Source organism: Sphingobium sp. RS1 (assembly GCF_056156825.1).
On sequence record NZ_JBLZXE010000001.1, the window covers coordinates 98,079 to 118,693 of the forward strand.

Genomic DNA, 20,615 nt, shown 5'->3' on the forward strand with positions numbered 1-20,615 from the left:
AAGCTGGTTGCGTCGCCGCTCCCGGGCGGCGACGCCCGTGCCGGCCGTCTGCCTGGCTGTGCGCCCGGTCGACGGTTGCGACCGGCAACGCCCAATGCCAGCGGCGTTTCCCTGCGCGATCACCGACAATTTGAGCACGCTTCGCGGATCGCACATTGAACGTGCAAGCCGCCCTTGCTCGCGATAGCCTGAACGGCAAGGAGCCCAGTTTAGATGACCCAGCCAGTATGACCTTGTTACCCGCGACACATCATGATCTCGTGAGCGAGCTTGTCCGTCGTTGGCGAGACGATCCCGGCGCCACCTATCGCTCCTGGTTTCTGTGGGACGAACGGCTGAAAAACTTCCGCTCCATCCGTCGCGGGCTGCAGCAGGTGGTCGCAGAAATCGAAAGTGGGCGGTTCGGCGTCGCCTATCGCGGCTCGTCACTGGAAACGGTTGTCCACTCGATCGCCGAACAGCGGCAGATCTTCAAGGGCGCCGACCATGCCTGGCTGTGGAAGCCCAAGCTGCGCATTCCAGACATCTACGAAAGCCCGGACAACCAGCGGGCGTTCGGTCGCCTGCTCGACAATTGCTCGTGCTGCGATACCGCCGAGGAGATCATCAGCCACATCCGCAGCATAGACGCGCTCAAGATCAAGGGGCTGGGGCCGGCGGCGGCCAACCTGCTCTATTTCCTTCACCCGACGCTGGTGCCGCCCTTCAATACCGCGATCGTCAAGGGCTACAATGCCGTCACCGGCGCCAAGGTGAAGCTCGGGTCATGGGATCATTTTCTCGCCATGCGCGCCGGCATCCTCGACCTCAACGACCGTTACCGCGAGTTGCTCTCCAACGATCTCGGCGCGATCGGCGGACTGTTGTTCGACATTGGCTCGGGCCGCTATCCCGCGCCACCGCTGGAGGATGACGCAACGGCGGCCGACGACTGGCTCGGCAGATTGGAACATGCCAGAGCGGAGGCAAGCCGGCTCGACAAGACAGCCGCCGCGCAGGGCGAAACCGATCGCACGCACGCCGAAATCCAGGCCTGGCTGCGCGACCTCGGCCATGCCCTCGGTTACGATGTGTGGATCGCCGCCAATGACCGCGGTCGACTTCACGCTGGCTGCCCGCTTGGACAGGGATGCCTCGAGCGCCTTCCAGACGCCATTGCGACCTCTCCCGGAGCGGACTCGATCCGCCTCATCGACGTGTTGTGGCTGGCGAAGGGTGGCGACGGCGTCGCCGCCGCGTTCGAGGTTGAACATTCGACCTCGATCTACTCGGGGATCGTGCGCATGCTCGATCTGGCGCTGTCGGGGAGCGATCTGCACGCTGCCGCCGGGCTATTCCTGGTCGCACCGAATGCGCGCGAGCAGGACGTTCGCGCGCAACTCCGTCGCCCGGCTTTCAGCCGTATTGCCGATCTCGACTTCGCCTATCTGCCCTATGGCGAGCTGGAGAGAAACAGGGACGCGATCGCTCGTTTTGGAACGGGATTGAAGGCCATCAAGGCGATCTCAAGCCCCCTTCCCTGAAAGGGGGCGTTTGCGGGAGGGGGCGGAATCCTACGCCAAGCTCGCCCAGATAGCCGGCGCGAGATCTTACTTGTTGCTGCCTTCTACGGTCGCGCCAGAAAGGCGACGGCTCAGTTCTATCCGGCGATGGCTACGCATTTTGAAGGTGTCTGGCCCAACGCGCCGATACTCAATGAAGCCGAGAGAACGCCAAAATCGCTCTGCCGCTTCATTCGCTTCCAGCACGGCCAACCGAATCTCTGTGGCACCTCTCGCAGCGGCCCAGCTTTCGACCGTCGAGTAAATTGAGCGTCCGACGCCACGACCACGCTGTGCGGCATCTACGATCATGAAGCCGAGATACCATGTGCCATCACGCGGATAATCGCGGAGGATGGCCGCGATTGCATATAGGCCGCCAGGCCCCTTCCATCCCAGGACAGCTTGATTGTGGGCGCTCTTTTCGGGCGGCACATCGGAGAAAAGCTCGCGAGCATCGTCCAGCGTGGGCGCGGCCCCGTCCTGCAACAGGAAATAGTCGCTGCAACGGTTGTACAGGTCTGCAACGTCTGCGGCGTCCGCTTGGGTAAGTTTGATCGGGGCTCCCGTCATCATCATCGCGTTTTGGCAGCAAGCACGCGCTGACCGTAATCCCGGAGTTCCCCGTTGGGACCGACATAGCGGTAGAGAGTGACGCGCTCGATCCCGAGTTCCTTGCAGAGGTCGGAAACGGACGTGTCGCGTTGGGCCATAGCAGCCTGAGCGAGCCGCACCTGGGCCTTGGAGAGGGCGAACTTGCGGCCACCCTTGCGTCCCCGCGCGCGGGCAGCGGCCAGGCCAGCCATGGTGCGCTCGCGGATCATATCCCGCTCAAACTCCGCCAGTGTGGCAAAAATGCCGAACACCATCCGGCCCGATGGCGTCGTGGTGTCGATCTGCGCGCCCTTGCCGGTGAGCACCCGCAGACCGATACCGCGATCCGACAGATTCTGCACCGTGCTGACCAGGTGGGTGAGCGTTCGGCCGAGCCGGTCGAGCTTCCAAACGATGAGGACATCGCCGTCGCGCAACGATTTCAGGCAGGCGGCAAGACCGGGGCGATCATCACGGCTACCGGATGCACGATCATCATAGATATTGCCTGGCTCGACACCTGCAGCGCGAAGGGCATCGTGCTGCAGGTCGAGCGACTGCGAGCCGTCGGCTTTGGACACGCGGGCGTAGCCGATCAGCATGGATCACAAACGAAGGTTTGAGGCGGTGACGAACATGAGCACATAAGATTGGGCTATTGTGTATCTTAACCAGCATCTCAATCAAGCTATCTCAAACCGTAGCTCGGAAAGAATAAGGAGCATGTATGCCGCGTCGCGTGACCCTGACCGATCGACAGCGCGAGGCGCTGCTTCACTTGCCGGTCGATCAAGGTGAGCTGCTGCGGCACTATACCCTCAGCGATGAGGATCTCGGGCATATCCGCCAGCGCCGGCGCGCCCACAATCGTTTTGGCTTCGCGCTGCAACTGTGCGTCCTGCGCTACCCGGGCCGGGTGCTCGCTCCTGGCGAGTTGATCCCGGCGCAGGTATCGGATTTCGTCGCGGCCCAGCTCGGCCTGACCAGCGACGATCTACTCCTCTATGCCGCGCGCGAGGAGACCCGGCACGAGCATCTGGCGGACCTTCGCCGAATCTACGGCTATCGCTCCTTTTCGGGGCGGGGCGCACGGGATTTGCGCGAATGGATCGCTCGGGAAGCCGAGGCGGCGACATCGAATGAGGATCTTGCCCGTCGCTTCGTTGCGGAGTGTCGCCGCACCCGCACGATCCTTCCCGGCTCCTCGACGATCGAGCGCCTTTGCGCCGATGCGCTGGTTGAGGCCGAGCGCCGGATCGAGGATCTTATCGCCCATCGCATCACGCCAACCCTGAGCGAGAATTTGGCTCACCTGTTGGAGGATACGGTGGATGGTCGCGTCACGCGCTTCGTATGGCTGCGACAGTTCGAGGTTGGCGCAAATTCAGCAGCCGCTAACCGGCTGATGGATCGACTGGAATATCTTCAAAGGTTCGATCTTCCGGCGGATTTGCTGGACGGCGTGCCGGCGCATCGTGTGACCCGGCTTCGCCGGCAGGGCGAGCGCTATTACGCCGACGGCATGCGTGATCTGCCCGAAGACAGGCGGCTTGCGATCCTCGCTGTCTGCACCCTGGAATGGCGGTCATCGCTGGCCGATGTCATCGTGGAGACCCACGATCGCATCGTAGGCCGTCTCTATCGGGCCTCCGAACGCCTTTGCAACACCAGGATCGCCGACGAAAAGGCGGCCGTTCGGGACACGCTGAAGTCCTTTGCCGAAATCGGTGGTGCTTTGCTTGGAGCGCAGGACGATGGCACGGCCCTGGACGGGATAATCGCCACCGGGCCTGGCTGGGAACGGTTCAGAACCCTTGTCGCCACGGCCTCCGCGCTGACCAACGTGCTCGCGGCCGACCCGCTCAGCCGTGTGCTGGACGGCTATCACCGTTTCCGCCTCTACGCGCCCAGGATGCTGCGCCTGCTCGACATGCAGGCGGCGCCGATCGCCACGCCTCTTCTGGCGGCCGTTGCGATGCTGCGTAACGGGATCAAGGTCGATCCGCCGGTGGATTTTCTACGTCCCAACTCGAAATGGCATCGTCATCTTCGCGCTGAGCCCAGCGGCGACCACCGGCTTTGGGAAATCGCGGTGCTGTTCCACATCCGCGACGCCTTCCGGTCCGGTGACATATGGTTGGCGGGATCGCGCCGCTATGGCGACCTCAAGCAGCTTCTGGTCCCGCCACAGGCGATAGAGCAGACCGCGCGGCTCGCCGTGCCGCTGCGACCCGGCGAATGGCTGGCCGAGCGCAGGGCTCGACTGGATACACGGCTGAAGGAGTTTGGCCGCGCGGCGCGAACCGGCACGATCCCAGGCGGCATCATCGAGAACGGCAAGCTGCACATCGACAAGCTGAGGGCCGACACGCCCGAAGGGGCCGAGGATCTCGTGCTCGATCTCTATCAACAGCTCCCGCCCGCGAGGATCACCGATCTGTTGCTGGAAGTCGATGAGCGAACCGGATTTTCCGAGGCGTTCACGCATCTGCGCACCGGCGCGCCCTGCAGCGACCGGATCGGCCTGATGAACGTGTTGCTGGCGGAAGGCGTCAATCTCGGTTTGCGCAAATGGCGGCGGCGACCAACACGCACAGCTTCTGGGAATTGCTGCGGATCGCGCGCTGGCATGTCGAAGGCAGCGCCTATGATCGGGCGCTCGCCATGATCGTGGAGGCCCACGCCGCCCTGCCCATGGCCGCCTTCTGGGGACAAGGGCAATCGGCATCCAGCGACGGGCAGTTCTTCCTTGCTAACGAGCAGGGCGAGGCGATGAATCTGATCAACGCGAAATATGGCAACGTCCCGGGCCTCAAGGGATACAGCCATGTGTCCGATCAATATGCGCCGTTCGCAACCCAGGTGATCCCGGCAACGGTCAGCGAGGCTCCCTATATCCTGGACGGGCTGCTCATGAATGACGCGGGCCGCCGCGTTCGCCAGCATTTTGCCGACACGGGCGGCTTCACCGATCATGTGTTCGCCGCCTGCGCCTTGCTCGGCTACAGGTTCGCCCCCCGTATCCGCGATCTCCCTCAGAAAAGACTCTATGCCTTCACGCCCAACGCGACGCCGGCCAATGTGCGAGCGCTGGTCGGAGGTAAGATCAATGAACCGCTCATCGAGCGCAACTGGCCCGACATCCTGCGCATCATGGCGACGATCGCAGCGGGGATCGTCGCCCCCAGCCAGATTCTTCGCAAGCTCGCCTCTTACCCGCGCCAGAATGAGCTGGCCCTCGCATTGCGAGAGGTGGGCCGCATCGAGCGAACCCTGTTCATGATCGACTGGATTCTTGATGCCGGCCTCCAGCGCCAGGCTCAGATCGGCCTCAACAAGGGTGAGGCCCACCACGCCCTAAAGCGCGCCATCAGCTTCCACCGCCGAGGTGAAATCCGGGATCGATCCGGCGAAGGCCAGCACTATCGCATCGCCGGAATGAACCTGCTCGCCGCCATCATCATATTCTGGAACACCATGAAGCTCGGCGAGGTCGTCAATACCCGGGCCGCCAGCGGTACCCATATCGCGCCTGATCTACTCGCCCACGTCTCGCCGTTGGGATGGGAACACATCAATCTAACCGGGGAATATCGCTGGCCCAAATCCTTAGCGTAGGATTCCGCCCCCTCCCGCAAACGCCCCCTACGATTGAGAAGCGCGGCGGAATCTCTTAGATTGATCGCTGGAGGCTTTGTTCGCGGAGACGCGCACATTGCCTTCTTTTCGTTTTAGGAAGCGCTGCCCTAAGCGACAGAAGCCAGAGCTTTGACAATGCGGCATTCCGCGATGGAGCCGACCATGTATCTTGATCCTATCGGTGCAGACACGCGATGATGGCGGTCACGACGGCGGTGGTTTCCGCGACGTCGCGCACCCTCACTGTGTCGAGGCCGATTTCAGCAGCGGGATAGTCATTCCCACCGGGGAATATCGCATCCCCAATGAACAGCATCCCGTCGAGCGGGACACCGCTCTCGGCACTCAGGCGCTTCAGGCCATAGCCCTTGTCGATCCCTGCTCTGGTCACGTCGATCGATGTCGTGCCACCGAGATTGATCGAGAGCTCCGGCAGCTTCGCGCGCAACGTGGCCTGCAACGCGGTCCTCTTCTTTCGGTCAGGATCCCACGCTTCCTTTTCCTTCAGCGGCGCTGCCTGCCCCAGGCCCGAAAAGGTGATCTGGCTGCCCCGGTCCTCGATCCGTTCGCCCCAGATACGTTCGTCGGCGAGACCGGCATCGGTCAGCGCCTGATCGAAGGCCGTGCGGATCTTCGCCTTCTCCGCGTCGTCGAACAGTTCGGCATAGACCGCGCGCCAAGCGCCATTGATGAACCGATAGAGTTTCGTGCCTGTGGTCGGCATCAACCAGAGACGGTCGAGCGCGACGCCGGCAGGAAGGCGCGAGGCGATCTGCTTTTCGAACTGCGGCCAGTCCCCGCCCGAGATCACCGCCACATCCGTGATGGCGAGCAATCGGGCGAGGATTGCGGCCATATCCTCCGATAACGGCCGCTTGCTCTCGGCAAGCGTGCCGTCGAGGTCGAAGGCGATCAGCCACTTCATGCCGCCTTCCCTGCCGGATCGCGGTAGGCGAGCAGCCTGAGCGCATTGATGACGACGAGCAGCGTCGATCCCTCATGAACCGCCACCGCTGGCCCAATGCCGAGGCCGAGGATGGTAGCAGGCACCAGGAAGGCGACGACACCCAGGCTGACGAAGACGTTCTGCCGGATGATTCCACGGGTATGGCGGCTAAGACCGACTGCGAATGGCAGGTGCGCCAGATCGTCGGCCATCAGCGCCACGTCGGCTGTCTCCAGCGCAACGTCCGACCCCGCCGCGCCCATCGCGATGCCGACCGTGGCGCTTGCCATCGCCGGCGCATCGTTCACGCCGTCGCCCACCATCGCGACCTTGTCTTCGCCGGCGAGCTTCTTGATCGCGGCAACCTTGTCTTCGGGCATGAGGTCGCCCCATGCTTCGTCGATCCCGACTTCGTCGGCGATCGCTTCGGCGACTTTCTGGTGATCGCCGGAGATCATTATCATCCGCGACACGCCCATCTCGTGCAGCCGACGCAACGCGGTCTTGGCAGCTTCGCGAGGCGTGTCCATCAGGCCGATCGCGCCCAGGTCGCGGTCCCCCTTGCGGACCACCATTGTCGTGCGGCCGTTCTCGCGCAGCTTCGCGATTGCGTCCTGCGCGCCCTGCCCCAGCGCCGGAATGCCCTCACTTCCGAACATCTCGGCCTTGCCGATCCACACCGTCTCGCCATCCACGCTCGCGGTGACGCCCCGACCGGTCAGGCTCTTGAGGTCGCCGGCAGTCGGCACGGCACGATCGTTCAGACGTTCGCGGCCGTCCTTGACGATCGCTTGGGCCAGGGGATGGTCGCTCAACACTTCGACGGCGACAGCCAGCGCCAGCAACTCGCCTTCATCGGCGCCATCGACGGGCACGACATCAGTGATGCGCGGACGACCTTCGGTCAGCGTGCCCGTCTTGTCGAAAGCGATCGCTTTGAGCGACCCGAGGTTTTCGAGCGGTGCACCGCCCTTCACGAGCACGCCGCCCCGCGCTGCACGGGCAACGCCCGACAGGACCGCGCTCGGCGTTGCGATCGCGAGCGCGCACGGGCTTGCCGCCACCAGCACCGCCATCGCGCGATAGAAGCTGTCGCGGAACGGCTCGTCGACGACCACCCATGCGAACAGCAGGAGCACTGACAGGACCAGGACGGCGGGCACGAAGATCCGTTCGAACCGGTCGGTGAAGCGCTGCGTCGGCGACTTCTGCGTCTCCGCTTCGCTCACCATCTTCACGACCTTGGCAAGCGCGCTTTCATTGGAACGGCGTGTCACCTCGATCTCGATCGCGCCGCCGCCGTTGATCGTACCAGCAAAAACCCGGCTTTCCGCGTCGACTGCATCGGGCTTGGCGCGTGCCGCTGCGGCATCTGCGACCGGCACCTTGTCGACCGGGATGCTTTCACCCGTGACCGGGGCCTGGTTGATCGCGCTGGTGCCCTTGATGACGAAGCCGTCGGCAGGCAGGCGCTCGTTCGGGCGGACGATGGCAATGTCCCCGACGACCATCTGCTCGACCGGGATTTCGCTGGTCTGCCCGCCGCGTCGCACGGTCGCGGTTTCGGGCGCGAGCTTCGCCAGCGCCTCGATCGCCTTCTTGGCGCGGCCCATTGCATAATGCTCAAGCGCATGGCCGAGGCTGAACAGGAACAGCAGCAGCGCACCTTCGGCCCATGCGCCCAGCGCAGCGGCGCCGGCCGCAGCGACCAACATCAGCGTGTCGATCTCGAACTTCTTCATCCGGAGGTTGTCGATCGCCTCGCGCAGCGTGAAGAATCCGCCGAAGAAATAGGCTGCGATATAGCAGGCGGTCGGCAGCCATTCGGGCGCGCCAGCGACCAGCCTCTCGATCGCGTAGCCGATCCCCAGCAGCGCGCCACAGGCGAGCGCGAAGATCAGCTCGGTATTGGGGCCGAGAAATTCGGCGTGGCTATGGTCGTGGCCATCGCCGGGGCCGTGCTTCTCTTCGCCCGCGCCGTGGCCCCCGGGGCCGTGGTCGTGGCCGGCATGTTCATCGGCAGCGACCCGCTTGCCCACCCTCACCTTCAGCTTGCGAAGCGCAGCGCGCACCTCCTCTTCGGTGGTTTCGCGGCGATCATATTCGACCCGGACAGACCCGCTGGTGCTGGCGCTTGCCTGGACCACGCCGGGCAAGGCGCACAGCGCATCGCTGACCGTGCGCGCCCGACGTTCGTGGTTGATCCCCGTCACCTGCCAGATCGCATGGCCGTAGCGCTCGGTGATTTCGGCACCTGCGGCGCGCACCATTTCGCGCAACCGTGGCAGCGGCAGCTTGGCGGCATCGAAATGGATGCACAGCGCCGCTGGCGTGTTGCCGTCGAGACAGATCACATGCGCCCGCTCGACACCTTCGCGCTTTGACAGGGTTGATACGAGACGGTCCAGGCAGGCATCGGCCGCGTCAGGAAGGTCCGGCAACAACACTGGAATGTCGAGTTCGAGCTTGTCGTTCATGACGACCTCCTTTCGCTTTTCTTGGTTTCGGCGCGCGCGTCGCGCAGGATTTCGACACCGCCCTTGATGGCGATGATGGCGGTGGCGAAGCCGACCAGCAGGTCCGGCCAATTGGTACCCAACCACAGCACCAGCACGCCGGCGATCAGGATGCCGCCGTTGGAAATGAAGTCGTTGAAGCTGAAGGTGGTTGCGGCCCGGAGATTGACGTCCGGATCCTTGAGGCGCTGGAGCAGCCGCAGGCAGAGGTAATTCACGACGCCGGCGATCGCGGACATGACCATCATGGTAGGTCCGATGGGCTCGCTGCCCTGCACGTAGCGCCGTCCGACATCGATCAAGATGCCGCCCGCGAAGATCAGCAGCATGACGCCCGAAGCGACCGCGGCGCGTGTCTTCCATGTCTGGCCCCGGGTGAGCGCCACAAGGCTCAGCGCATACACAGCCGTATCGGACAGGTTGTCGACGCCGTTGGCGATCAGCGCGCTCGAGTCCGCGAAGAAGCCGGAAACGAAGAAGCCCGCAGCGATCGCCGCGTTCAGCAGCAGGACGATCCACAGTGTGCGGCGCTCCTGCCCGCCATTGTTGTCGTTGCCCGGGATCATCCCATCATCTCCTCAAGTGTCAGCAGGGCCAGGAAGCCGACGAAAAACATCGAGCTGATGAGCGGGGTGTCGGGTTTCTCGTGCGCCTCGACCAGCAACTCCTCCGTGACGAGGTAGAGCAGCGCCATCAGCCCGAAGCTGAGGAAGCCGGCGATCATCACCGGCGACAGCGCGGCGACCGGCACGGCAGCGAGCGCGCCGATCGGCAGCAGCAGGGCCAATGCCGAGACGATCACGATGATGCGCAAGCGCGAGCGATAGGTTTCCGCCAGCTCGTCGGTCAGCGTCAGTCCCAGAAATAACACTTCCAGAGTGAGCGCGATCGTCAGCAGGAGACCTGCCTTCTCGCCCGCCACGAAAGCGAGGCCGAGCACCAGGCCGTCGACCAGAATGTCGATGCCGATCGCGGCGAGTAGCGCCATCGGCCCCTTGAAGCGGGCCTCAAGAGCCTTGAGCCCCAGCATGGTCGCGACGCCCGCCGCCCCGCCGATCAACGTCGCGCTGGGCGATGCCTCATGCTTGACCTGCGGCAGGATTTCGGTCGCTGCCGCCGCGAACACGACGCCGGCAGCGAGATGCTGTAGGCCCGCCACGAGGCCAGGTTTCAACTTGGTGCGGCTCGCGACAATCGCGCCGAGCACGACCGCCAGCACAGGCGCAAGCGTATAGAGCAGTGCCTGCATTTCCTAGGACTCCTCCGGGGTTCGGTGGCAGACGCGGATCTTCCCGCGTCGCGTGAACGCGATCGATCCGCCCGCCACGACAGCCCGCGAATGGTCGCCGCGAAACTCGTCACCGGTTCGCTGCGCGCGCAGGATCTCGGTCCTGCCCTTCGGCAGCCAGGTGACGGCCATTTTCAAGCCGTCATCGATGAAGTCGACATCGGCGCGTGTGCCGTCGTCGCAGTACATGATGCGCTGCGCGATTAGTTTCGACGTCAGATGCTTTTCATGCGCCGGCTCGGTAGGCTGGGTCGGCGCTGGATTACACGCCCCTATAACCGCCCCGGAGACGAGAACGACGCCGAGGCGCGCGATCGCCAGACCGGCCCGATTCAGGCCGCACAAGGTTGTCACATTTGAAATCGACGTGTCAGACATCGGTCTCTTCCGACGAAGCGCCCTGTGGCGTTCGAAGGCAGGGCAGTTCATCGCGTGCCTTCCTGCTCGCAGATCCGGGTACGGCCATCGCCTTCCACGATGGTGAGCTGCGACCCCTTGAAGGTCGCGGTGGCTGTTTCGCCGACATATTGCAGGCCCTGCGCTGGCGCGGTCAGCATCATCGGCGGTCCCCCGTTGGAGCGCCGCAAATCGATCTGCAGGCCGTTGTCCTTGTAATCGACGAACAGCGGTTCCCCGTCGGAACAGCGATATCTATGCCGCCCCATTTCCCCGGTCGCCACGGCGCTGTCGGACGAATGGATCTGCTGCTCCGTTGGCGGGGCTGGCGGCTTTCTTTCCGAGCACGCCGCGAGCCCGACAACGAGGATGACGGCGGGCAGCACCCGCTTACAGTGCATCATCATCGCGCCTTCCTCCTGTAGCGGAAGGGGACGCGCTGACGATTGATAGCCCGGGCAGGCTGACCTACCCGCCAGCGGAGATAGGTTGCGAGGCGATCGTCAGATTCGACCATCAGGGATCGCAGGCGGCGCAACATCATCGCCGCGAACGGCAGGGAGAGCGCCCCGCGCAGCGTGCAGCTATGCGTTAGCCTGGTGCCGCCATCGTCCCCCGCCAGCTCGTACCGCTCTTCGAGCGTGAACAGATAGGGGATGCCGCAGGACCAAGCGAAGGCGTGCGGTTTATCGAATCGATCAATCCGTGCTGGCGTCCGAATTGGCCGGGTGATGCCCTGGATCGCAAAGGTGCATTCTGTGTCGCCGAGCCGGGACGGATCATCGAGAAATACGAGCGGACTCCACGCCCGGCGATGATCCGGATCGGTGAGTGCCGACCAGATGCGCAGTGGCCCGCCGTGAAGCATCGAGCTGGTTATGGTGCGAGGCATATCCCCATCTCCCAGAGATGGGCGGGGCGATCGCGGATCGCCCCGCCCATCCATCAGGCCAAGTTGTTCACGAAGGTCTGACCGTGGTCGTCCCCTTCATGCTCCTCATTGTAGTGCTCGGGTTTCTCGATCACTTTCTGCCCGAACCGGGCATAGAGTGTCGGCAGCACGAACAGCGTAAGAAGCGTCGCCGAGATCAGACCGCCGATGACGACCGTCGCCAAAGGCTTTTGAACCTCTGCGCCGGCGCCTTCGCCCAGCGCCATCGGCACGAAGCCGAGGCTGGCGACTAGCGCGGTCATGATGACGGGTCGCAGACGCTGCATCGCGCCAACATGCGCGGCTTCCTCGCGGCTCATCCCTGATCGGATCAGATCTTGGATCGAGCTGACCATGACGAGGCCGTTGAGGACCGCGATGCCCGAGAGGGCGATGAAGCCCACTGCCGCCGAGATCGAGAAGTCCATGCCCCGCAGGAACAGCAACAGGACGCCGCCCACCAGCGCGAAAGGCACGCCGGTGAACACGATCGCGGCGTCGCGGACCGATCCCAACGCCCCGTAGAGGAGCAGCAGGATCAAGATGAAGCAAGCCGGAATGACCAGCTTCAGCCGTTCGCTTGCCGATTGGAGGTTCTCGAACTGGCCGCCCCATTCGAGATAGGTGCCGGCAGGCAGCCGGAGTTGGCTGCCGATCGCCGCCTGCGCATCCGCCACGACGGATCCGACGTCGCGGCCACGCACGTTGGCTTGCACCACCACGCGCCGCTTGCCGTTCTCGCGGCTGATCTGGTTCGGACCATCGACCACCTTGATCTCGGCGACGCTGGACAGCGGTACATAGCCGCCGCCTGCCACCGGCACCTGCACCTGTTGGAGCAGGCCGATGTCGGCACGCTGCGCCTCCGACAGGCGGATCACCACGGGGAAGCGACGGTCGCCCTCGAAGATCTGGCCCGATGTTCGCCCGCCGATCGTCGCAGTCACGGTGTCCTGCACATCCTGAGCCGTAACGCCCAACCGCGCCATCGCGTCGCGGTTGACGCGAATGTCGAGCATGGGAAGACCGGTCGTCTGCTCCACCTTCACGTCCGCTGCGCCTTGCGTTCTGCGCAGCACCGCCGCGATTTGCTCGGCCGTCCGGTTCATCTGGTTGAAGTCGTCCCCGAACACCTTCACCGCGATGTCGCCGCGCACGCCGGCGATCAGCTCGTTGAAGCGCATCTGGATGGGCTGGGTGATCTCGTAGGCATTTCCCGGAATCTTCGCGAGATTACCCTCGATCCGGCTGACCAGCTCCTCCTTGGGAAGCTCAGGATCCGGCCAATCCTTGCGCGGCTTCAGGATGACGAACATGTCGGTCGCGTTCGGCGGCATCGGGTCGGCCGCCAGCTCGGCGGTGCCCGTCTTGGAATAGACGAATTGCACCTCCGGCTGCTTCGACATCATCCGCTCGATCGGCACCTGCATCGCCTGGCTCTGCTGGACCGACGTTGCCGGAATGCGGAGCGACTGGATCAGCAAATCGCCTTCGTCGAGCTGCGGCAGGAACACCGAGCCGAGCGTAGTGAAAGCAAGCGCCGCCACCACAAGGCTTCCCACACCCGCACCGATCGTCAGCGTCGGGCGCTTCATGGCCCGGTCGAGACCGGGTTCGTAGCGCTTCTTCAGCCACGTGATGATGCGGCCGTCCTTCTCCTCGACCTTCTTCGACAGCCAGATCGCAATCATCGCCGGCACGAAGGTGAGAGAGAGGATGAAGGCGAAGGCGAGCGCGATGATGACGGTCAGCGCCATCGGTCCGAACGTTTTACCCTCCACGCCGGTCAGCGTGAGCAGCGGTACATAGACGAGGATGATGATTGCCTGCCCGTACACAGAGGGACGGATCATCTCACGCGCAGCGGCTGCCACGGTCGCGAGCCGTTCCTTGACGCTGAGCAATCGGCCTTCATGATGCTGTTGCTCGGCAAGCCGGCGCAGCGCGTTTTCGACAATGATGACGGCGCCGTCGACGATCAGACCGAAGTCCAAAGCCCCAAGGCTCATCAGATTGGCCGAGACCCCAGCGCGCAGCATACCAAAGCCTGTCAGCATCATGGTGATCGGGATGACCAACGCCGCGATCAGGGCCGCACGGAAGTTGCCGAGCAGCAGGAAGAGCACGACGATGACCAGCACCGCGCCTTCGGACAGGTTTTTCGCGACCGTCTTGATCGTCGAATTGACCAGCTCGGTGCGGTTCAGCACCGGCTGAATTACGACGTCAGGAGGCAGCGAAGCGTTGATCGTCTTCAGTTTCTCAGCGACCGCGGTCGACACGATGCGGCTGTTCTCGCCGATCCGCATGATCGCCGTGCCGACGACGACTTCGGTACCGTTCTCCGATGCCGAACCCATGCGGATCGCCTGACCCGTCTTCACAGTCGCAACTTGTTCGACCGTGATCGGCACGCCGTTACGTGTCGCGATCACGGTCCTGGCCAACTCGCTGGCATTGCGAACGAGCGCATCCGAGCGAACAGCCAGACCTTCGCCATTGCGATTGACGAAGCCACCGCCGACGCTGGTGTTATTGCGCTCCAGCGCATTTCCCAGGTCCGTCAGCGTGATGCCGAGCGAGGCCAGCTTCTGCACGTCGGGCACGACGAGGAACTGCTTGGCGTAACCGCCAATCGAGTCGACACCGGCGAGGCCCGGTGTGGTCTTCAGAAGCGGCGTCACGATCCAGTCCTGCGCGGTGCGCAGGTAGGTCGCCTTGTCCTCTTCGGTCGTCAGTCGCTCGCCCTCTGGCGTGATGTAGCTGCCATCGGGCTGTTGGCCCGGTTCACCGGGCTTGTGCTTGTCGTCCTCGCGATGATCGAGACGAACGGTGTACATGTACACCTCGCCCAGGCCTGTCGCGATCGGACCCATTTCAGGGTTCACGCCGTCGGGCAGATTCTCTTGCACGCCCCGCAGACGCTCGCCCACCTGCTGGCGGGCGAAATAGATGTCCGTCGCGTCCGAAAAGACCGCCGTGATCTGCGCGAAGCCGTTGCGGCTCAACGAGCGCGTATATTCCAGGCCGGGGGTGCCGGCGAGCGCGGTTTCGATTGGAAACGACACCTGCTTCTCGACCAGCTCGGGCGAGAGGGCAGGCGCGCGGACGTTGATCTGGACCTGATTGTTGGTGATGTCCGGCACCGCGTCGATCGGTAGCCGGTAGAGGGAAAAGGCGCCGATGGCGGCGACGATGACGGTGAGGAGCAGGACTAGCCAGCGCTTCTCGACCGCCCAGGTTACGATACGGGCGATCATGGCTTAATCCTCGTGGCTCGCTTCGCCCTTGCCGATCTCGGCCTTGAGCGTGAAACTTCCGGTGGTGGCGATCTGTTCGTTGCCGGTCAGGCCCGACCGGACGATCACCGTGTCGCCCGACGCATCGCCGAGCTGGACCGGGGTCGCCTTGAAGCCGGTGGGCGTGCGCACGAACACGACCGACTTGCCCTCGAAACTCTGGACCGCCGTCGTCGGCACGCGGACCGCCCCGCTCCCGCCGCTGCCCGTGAGCTGCACGGCTGCCGTCACAGGCTCGCCGACCCGCCATTCGCCACCGCGATTGTCGAGGGTGGCGAGCGCAGGCACGAGCCGCGTCTGCGGATCAAGCGCCGGCGACACGAAGGTCACGCGGGCGGTCGCCTGACGGCCTGCCGCCTTCACCAGCACCGTATTGCCGGGACGCACCCGGCCCGCATCCTCGGGCTTGAGATTAAGCGCGATCGACACCTGGCTCAGGTTGGCGATGCGATAGAGTTCGGCATCCGCCGCGACCGTTTGTCCCAGCGTCACGGGGCGCGCAATGATCTGGCCCGAGATCGGCGCGGCAATGCCGAGCCGGTTGAGCCCGCCGCCGCCGACACCCGCCGCCGAAACCATGCTCTGCGCCTGCGTCAGGGCGATCCGCGCCTCCGTCGCCGCTGTGCGGGCGGCGATCAGATCCTGTTCAGGGGAGACTCTCTGCGCGAACAGCCGCTGTTCGCGCGCGAGGTTCGAATTAGCGAGCTGAAGCCGCGCCCGCGCCGCCTCGACCTCGCCCTTGATCTGCGCCGCCTCGCGGCTTTCGATGACCGCAATGGTCTGGCCGCGTCCGACCGATTGGCCGAGGTTACGGGTGAGCGCGACCACGCGTCCCGCAATTGCGGCCGAGACGACCTGCGTTCCCTGTGGGTCGCCCTCGATGATCGCGGGCAGCTCGATCGTCCCGGCCCCGCCGATGATCGGCCGTCCGACCTGGACGCCCGCTGTGGCGATCTGGTCGGCACCCAATGTGACGACGCCTTCACCGGCATGACCGCCTTCAGCACCGCCCTTTTCCGTGCCCGCTGCCGTCTCATTGGCAGCTGCGCCTTCGGCAGTTGCCTCGTTTCCGCCATCCTTGCCGCCGCAGGCAGCCAAGAGCAGGGCGAGCGACGCCGCGCCCGCGAGATAAAAGCTCTTCATCACTGATTCCCCCCATTGGGCGCACGAGCGGTCAGTCGCTCCACTTGCGCGCGGGCATTCTGGTAATTGGCAAGCGCGTCGATCGCGGCGACCCGCGTTTCGGCGAGCGTGCGTTCAGCATCGAGCAATTCGAGCTGGCCGAACTTGCCCTCGCGATAGCCGATCCGCGCGATGCGGGCGGCCTCCTGTGCAGCCGCCAGCGCCGGCCCCGACGCCGCACGAGCCGTCGTTGCGGCATTGGCCGCCTGCGCCTGCGCGTCCGTGATCGCCTGTTCGATGTCGAGCGCGGTCACGCGGCGCTGCGCATCCGCCTGGGTCCGCTGCGCGGTCGCCTGCGCAATCGCGGCGCGACCATTGTTGAACACCGGGATCGGGATCGACACGCTGAACACCGCCGCCATGTCGTTGGTCGCTTCCAGGCGGCGGATCGACGGCCCGACGTTCAGGTCAGGCACGCGATTGGCGCGCGCGAGCCGCACGCCGGCTTCGGCAATGGAGAAATCCGCGTTGGCTGCCGCCAGCGCGAGTGTGCCGGTCGTGTTGACCGGTGCCAACGGCCCATAGACGTTCACATCGGGAAGGCGATCGAGCAGCGTGTCATCGAGCAGGCCGTCGATCGGCCGTCCGATCCGACGCGCCAGATTGGCGCGGGCCGCCTCGGCCAAGCGAAGCTGCCGCTCCACATTGGCGTCGGCATTGATACGCGCGACATCCGCGCGCTGTTGCTCGAGTGGCGATGCCCGCCCTGCCTGCACGCGAACGCTCGCGGCCCGCAGCGCATCGCTGGCGATCCGGGCCTGATCGCGGGCTGTCATTACCCGGCGATCGGCCGCGACCGCTTCGACATAGAGCTGCGTTACCTGAAGCCGGACATCCGCCGCGATGATCGCGGCCTGGATCTCGGCCCGGGACAATTGCGCATTGGCGACCGCGACGCGGGCGCCGCGCTTGCCGCCTAGCTCGATCGGGATCGCAAAGCCGACCGTGGTTTCCGCGCTGCGGACCCCCCGATACGGCCCGGAGCCGATGACATTCTCGACTTGGCCTTGAACCACCGGATTGGGCCGCAAGCCGGCGACTGTGCGACCTGCACGGGCCGCGTCGATTCCAGCTGTCGCCGCTTCCGCAGCAGGGGCCGAACCGCCCGCTGCACTGACCGCTTGGTCAAGCGTGTAGACCGGCGCATCCTGCGCAACAGGCGCGGACGGTCCGACCTGCGCCTGCGCCATCGTGGCGCAAGACGCTGCGGCCAGCATGGCCGCGAGGATACGATTCATGAAAATAGGACTCCTGACGATGATCGACAGGGGCGCGCCAACGCACGCCCAAATCGGACGTCAGGCTTGGGGGGGCCTCAAATGGACCATGCCGGTGCGGCCGTCGAGCGACGCAGAGGCGGAGATTGTCGGCTTGGGCACTGTGAGGACGGGGGTATATTCCATCGTCGTGCGCGCAGGCGCGCCGACGTCGTGTCCGTGACAATAATTGTGATGATGCGGGACATTCTTGTCCGAGTCCGATGGCACCTGATCGATGTCACCGGCGGTATGGACCGTGAACTCAACGCCCGCGATGCTTCCCCCCGCCAGATCGGCGGCATGGGCCATGCCGGAGAAGCTGGTCAGGACCAGCATCAGGCATGTCAGGAAAGGCAAAAAGGCTCGCACTAGCTTGCCTCTATCACGGAAGGGTTTTCATGTCATTGCACTAATTCGAACCAAGGGTCACTGAGCCGGAACCCGAGCGGGATCGGTCGCGCCCGTTCCAGGCGAACCCGACCGCAATGGCGACCGCCATCAGGAGTTGCGCCAGCACCGATTGCCAAGTGGGAAACACGCCGAGCATCGACAGCCGTGGCACGTCCGCGAGCGGTGCGATGTTGATAAGGCCGGCTTCCTGGAGCGCGGCGACGCCTTTACCCGCCAGCACGACGGTCAGGACCGCCATGAGCCAGGAGCTATAGCGGAAGAACTGCGCGATCGGCAGCTTGCGACTGTAGCGAAGCATGGCCCAAGCGATCAGGCTGAGCAGTCCAATCGCCGACCCGGCCCCCGCGAGAAGCATCCCGTTGTCACCTTGCGCCGAAAGCGCGGCATAGAACAGGATCGTCTCGAAGACCTCGCGATAAACTACGACGAACGCCAGCCCGAACAGGAACCAGCCCGACCCGCCCGAGAGCGCCCGCGACATCTTCTCGCGAATATAGCGCTGCCACTGATCGGCCTGCGCCTTGCCGTGCATCCAAATCCCGACCGAGAGCAGCACGACCGCGGCGAACAGCGAGCCAAACCCTTCCGTCAGCTCCCGGCTCGCACCGCTGATCCCGATCGCATAGGTGGCGACCGCCCAGGTGATCCCGCCCGCGATGATCGCGCTGACCCAGCCGCCATGCACGTACCGCAGCGCCTCGCCGCGCTCGGCTTTACGCAGGAACGCGATCATGGCGACAACGATGAGCAGGGCTTCGAGCCCTTCACGCAGCAGGATCGTGAACGCGCCCAGGAACGTGGACGCTTCGGTGGCGGCATCAGGCGCGAGCGCCGCTTCCGCATCGTCGAAAAGGCCGCCCAGTACTGCGACCTTCTCCGCGAGATCATCGGGCGACGCGCCCCGGTCGATCGAGGCGCGGAACTCCCCCATCGCGCCCTCGATTCGACCCATCAGCGTCGCGTCGCGCGCGGTGAGTGTTGGCTCGATCGGCTCGAACCCATCGAGATAGGCCGACAGCGCCAGCTCTTTCGCCATGCGCGCATCGCCGCGCCGCGCAGCCGCCACGCTTTCGGCGAGTTTGGCGCGGGCGACCGCGAGCGAGCCGGGAGCCTGTTGTATCACCTGTTCGGGATGACGACGCAGGAACGCGAGCACTGGGTCAGCCTTGGCGTCGCCGATCGCCGCGCCGAGCGCGGCCGGGGTGAGCGCGACCAGGGTTTTCAGGTCCGGAATGCGCCGGCGAAGGGTCGGGTCGGATTTCCAAAGCCGCTCGCCTTCGCGCGCCTGCGCATCCGTGAAGGCGAAGCTCCCGGCTCGGAATGCTAACGCCCAGCGCTGATCGTTGGGCAGATCGGCGAAGCTCTGCATCGCGGTCCCGTCGATGCCTTGCGTCACCACCTGATAGAGCGCGAACACGCTGCGCTGGCGCGCGCGCTCGGCATCGGTGAAAGCAATCGGGGGCGTAGCGAGCTTGGCGGCGTCAGGGCCACGGCCGTTGCCCGTCATCCCGTGGCAGGACGCGCAGGATTGTCGGAACAGTGCATCGCTGGAGACGAGGTTCGGAGCCTTATCGGGCGCGAGCGGCACCGGGTAGGCGCGCAACAGATCGGCCGCGAGCCCGTGCGCCAATGTTGCCACCGGTTCAGTCGGTCCCTTTTCCGCGATCACCGCCTGGAGGTTGGCAGCCCGCTGGATGAGGGCTTGACGCTCCGGCTTCGCTGGCAGGCCCTGAAGCCGTGTCGAGACCGACGCGGCGAACTCCGTCATCTCGGCATATTCCGACGTGCTCTTGATCCGACCGTTGGCGACCGCGCCGCCATAATCGACGGCCATATAGTCGAGCAGCCGCCATGCGGTTTGCACGTCGCCGGGTTCGGCGATTGCCGCAGCAGGGATCAGCAGCGCCGCGAGCGCGGAGAGCAGCCGCAACGAGAGCATTGCCCGGATCAACGCGAGCAGACGCACTACCGCTCTCCCAATTCGCGCCGAGCGCCAGTGACGATTTCATAAGCGGAGTGGAGGAACAGGAGGGCGATGAGGCCGGCGACGGCGAGGTCCGGCCAGGCGCTTCCTGTCCACGCCACCAGACCGGCCGCGGCGATCACCGCCACGTTGGCGAGCGCGTCGTTGCGGCTGAACAGCCAGATCGCGCGAACATTGGCGTCCCCTTCCCGGAAACGCGCAAGCACCAAGGCGGACACGACATTGATCGCGAGCGCGACAACGCCGATTGTGCCCATCAGTTCGGCATCGGGCGCGGTTGCGTTCAGGGCGCGCCAAATCGCGAAACCGATTACGCCCACGCCAAGCGCACCGAGAAACAACCCCTGCGTCAGCGCGACCTTTGCCCTCGCCCGTGCGGACCAGGCAAGCGCGAGAAGACCGATAAGGCTGATCGACCCGTCCCCGAGAAAATCGAGGGAATCCGCTTTCAGCGCTTGGCTATCGGCGATGAACCCGCCGAACAGCTCGGCGACTCCGAAGCCGAGGTTGAGCACCACGACGGTCAGCAGCGCACGGCGATAGGCCGGATCGGTTTGCGCGCGCGCGGGCTCCCCGTGGCACCCGCAGCTTTCGGTAGAAGCATTCATGCGGCCTTCCTTACCACCTCC

The 20,615-nt window shown here is 64.8% G+C and carries 16 protein-coding genes and 1 pseudogene; 2 read left to right on the forward strand and 15 right to left on the reverse strand.

The genetic code is table 11. The features are described from left to right. Positions 1-260 precede the first annotated feature (260 nt). On the forward strand, positions 261-1,523 hold the full coding sequence (locus ACNHGR_RS00500) for a hypothetical protein (protein ID WP_007683327.1): 1,263 nt from the start codon (positions 261-263) through the stop codon (positions 1,521-1,523). A gap of 66 nt (positions 1,524-1,589) precedes the next feature. Here ACNHGR_RS00500 and ACNHGR_RS00505 read toward each other — a convergent pair whose 3' ends face one another. After that, the gene (locus tag ACNHGR_RS00505) at positions 1,590-2,114 is read right to left on the reverse strand and encodes a GNAT family N-acetyltransferase (RefSeq protein ID WP_011607966.1); all 525 of its coding nucleotides are present in this window, start codon (positions 2,112-2,114) and stop codon (positions 1,590-1,592) included. 2 nt (positions 2,115-2,116) lie between these two features. Then, on the reverse strand, positions 2,117-2,737 hold the full coding sequence (locus tag ACNHGR_RS00510) for a recombinase family protein (protein WP_008832583.1): 621 nt from the start codon (positions 2,735-2,737) through the stop codon (positions 2,117-2,119). Between the two features lie 125 nt (positions 2,738-2,862). On the opposite strand from ACNHGR_RS00510, the pseudogene ACNHGR_RS00515 reads away from it, so the two are divergent. After that, positions 2,863-5,753 (forward strand): annotated as a pseudogene (locus tag ACNHGR_RS00515) (Tn3 family transposase). A gap of 196 nt (positions 5,754-5,949) precedes the next feature. Here ACNHGR_RS00515 and ACNHGR_RS00520 read toward each other — a convergent pair. The 13 genes from ACNHGR_RS00520 to ACNHGR_RS00580 form a co-directional block, all read right to left on the reverse strand. Further along, positions 5,950-6,699, reverse strand: coding sequence for an HAD-IIB family hydrolase (locus ACNHGR_RS00520; protein ID WP_004212890.1), 750 nt, complete (start codon positions 6,697-6,699; stop codon positions 5,950-5,952). Beyond that, positions 6,696-9,197, reverse strand: coding sequence for a heavy metal translocating P-type ATPase (locus ACNHGR_RS00525; protein ID WP_278373611.1), 2,502 nt, complete (start codon positions 9,195-9,197; stop codon positions 6,696-6,698). The genes ACNHGR_RS00520 and ACNHGR_RS00525 overlap by 4 nt, the downstream gene beginning before the upstream one ends. Beyond that, positions 9,194-9,802, reverse strand: a complete 609-nt coding sequence (locus ACNHGR_RS00530; protein ID WP_004212885.1) for a cation efflux transmembrane domain-containing protein — start codon at positions 9,800-9,802, stop codon at positions 9,194-9,196. Before ACNHGR_RS00530 ends, ACNHGR_RS00525 begins: the two co-directional genes overlap by 4 nt. Further along, positions 9,799-10,485, reverse strand: a complete 687-nt coding sequence (locus tag ACNHGR_RS00535; protein WP_004212882.1) for a ZIP family metal transporter — start codon at positions 10,483-10,485, stop codon at positions 9,799-9,801. The genes ACNHGR_RS00530 and ACNHGR_RS00535 overlap by 4 nt, the downstream gene beginning before the upstream one ends. Before the next feature lie 3 nt (positions 10,486-10,488). After that, positions 10,489-10,902: a hypothetical protein gene (locus ACNHGR_RS00540; protein WP_004212881.1), complete on the reverse strand. Its 414-nt coding sequence runs from the start codon at positions 10,900-10,902 to the stop codon at positions 10,489-10,491. Positions 10,903-10,949: 47 nt separating this feature from the next. Continuing rightward, a complete protein-coding gene (locus ACNHGR_RS00545) occupies positions 10,950-11,327 on the reverse strand; it encodes a hypothetical protein (RefSeq protein ID WP_009824022.1) in 378 nt (125 codons plus the stop codon). Beyond that, positions 11,324-11,812 carry an SRPBCC domain-containing protein gene (locus ACNHGR_RS00550; RefSeq protein WP_004212879.1) on the reverse strand — a complete coding sequence of 163 codons (489 nt, stop codon included), beginning with the start codon at positions 11,810-11,812 and terminating at the stop codon, positions 11,324-11,326. The genes ACNHGR_RS00545 and ACNHGR_RS00550 overlap by 4 nt, the downstream gene beginning before the upstream one ends. A 53-nt stretch (positions 11,813-11,865) precedes the next feature. Next, complete coding sequence (locus ACNHGR_RS00555; protein WP_004212878.1) at positions 11,866-15,111, reverse strand: efflux RND transporter permease subunit; 3,246 nt, start codon at positions 15,109-15,111, stop codon at positions 11,866-11,868. A gap of 3 nt (positions 15,112-15,114) precedes the next feature. Beyond that, positions 15,115-16,293: an efflux RND transporter periplasmic adaptor subunit gene (locus ACNHGR_RS00560; RefSeq protein WP_004212877.1), complete on the reverse strand. Its 1,179-nt coding sequence runs from the start codon at positions 16,291-16,293 to the stop codon at positions 15,115-15,117. Then, positions 16,293-17,570 (reverse strand): TolC family protein, encoded by a 1,278-nt coding sequence (locus ACNHGR_RS00565; protein WP_013039111.1) that lies wholly within the window; start codon positions 17,568-17,570, stop codon positions 16,293-16,295. Before ACNHGR_RS00565 ends, ACNHGR_RS00560 begins: the two co-directional genes overlap by 1 nt. Before the next feature lie 60 nt (positions 17,571-17,630). After that, positions 17,631-17,927: a hypothetical protein gene (locus ACNHGR_RS00570; protein ID WP_007406840.1), complete on the reverse strand. Its 297-nt coding sequence runs from the start codon at positions 17,925-17,927 to the stop codon at positions 17,631-17,633. A gap of 73 nt (positions 17,928-18,000) precedes the next feature. Then, positions 18,001-19,968: a cytochrome c/FTR1 family iron permease gene (locus ACNHGR_RS00575; RefSeq protein ID WP_278373609.1), complete on the reverse strand. Its 1,968-nt coding sequence runs from the start codon at positions 19,966-19,968 to the stop codon at positions 18,001-18,003. Beyond that, positions 19,968-20,594 carry a cation efflux transmembrane domain-containing protein gene (locus tag ACNHGR_RS00580; RefSeq protein ID WP_004212870.1) on the reverse strand — a complete coding sequence of 209 codons (627 nt, stop codon included), beginning with the start codon at positions 20,592-20,594 and terminating at the stop codon, positions 19,968-19,970. Before ACNHGR_RS00580 ends, ACNHGR_RS00575 begins: the two co-directional genes overlap by 1 nt. Between the last annotated feature and the right edge of the window lie 21 nt (positions 20,595-20,615).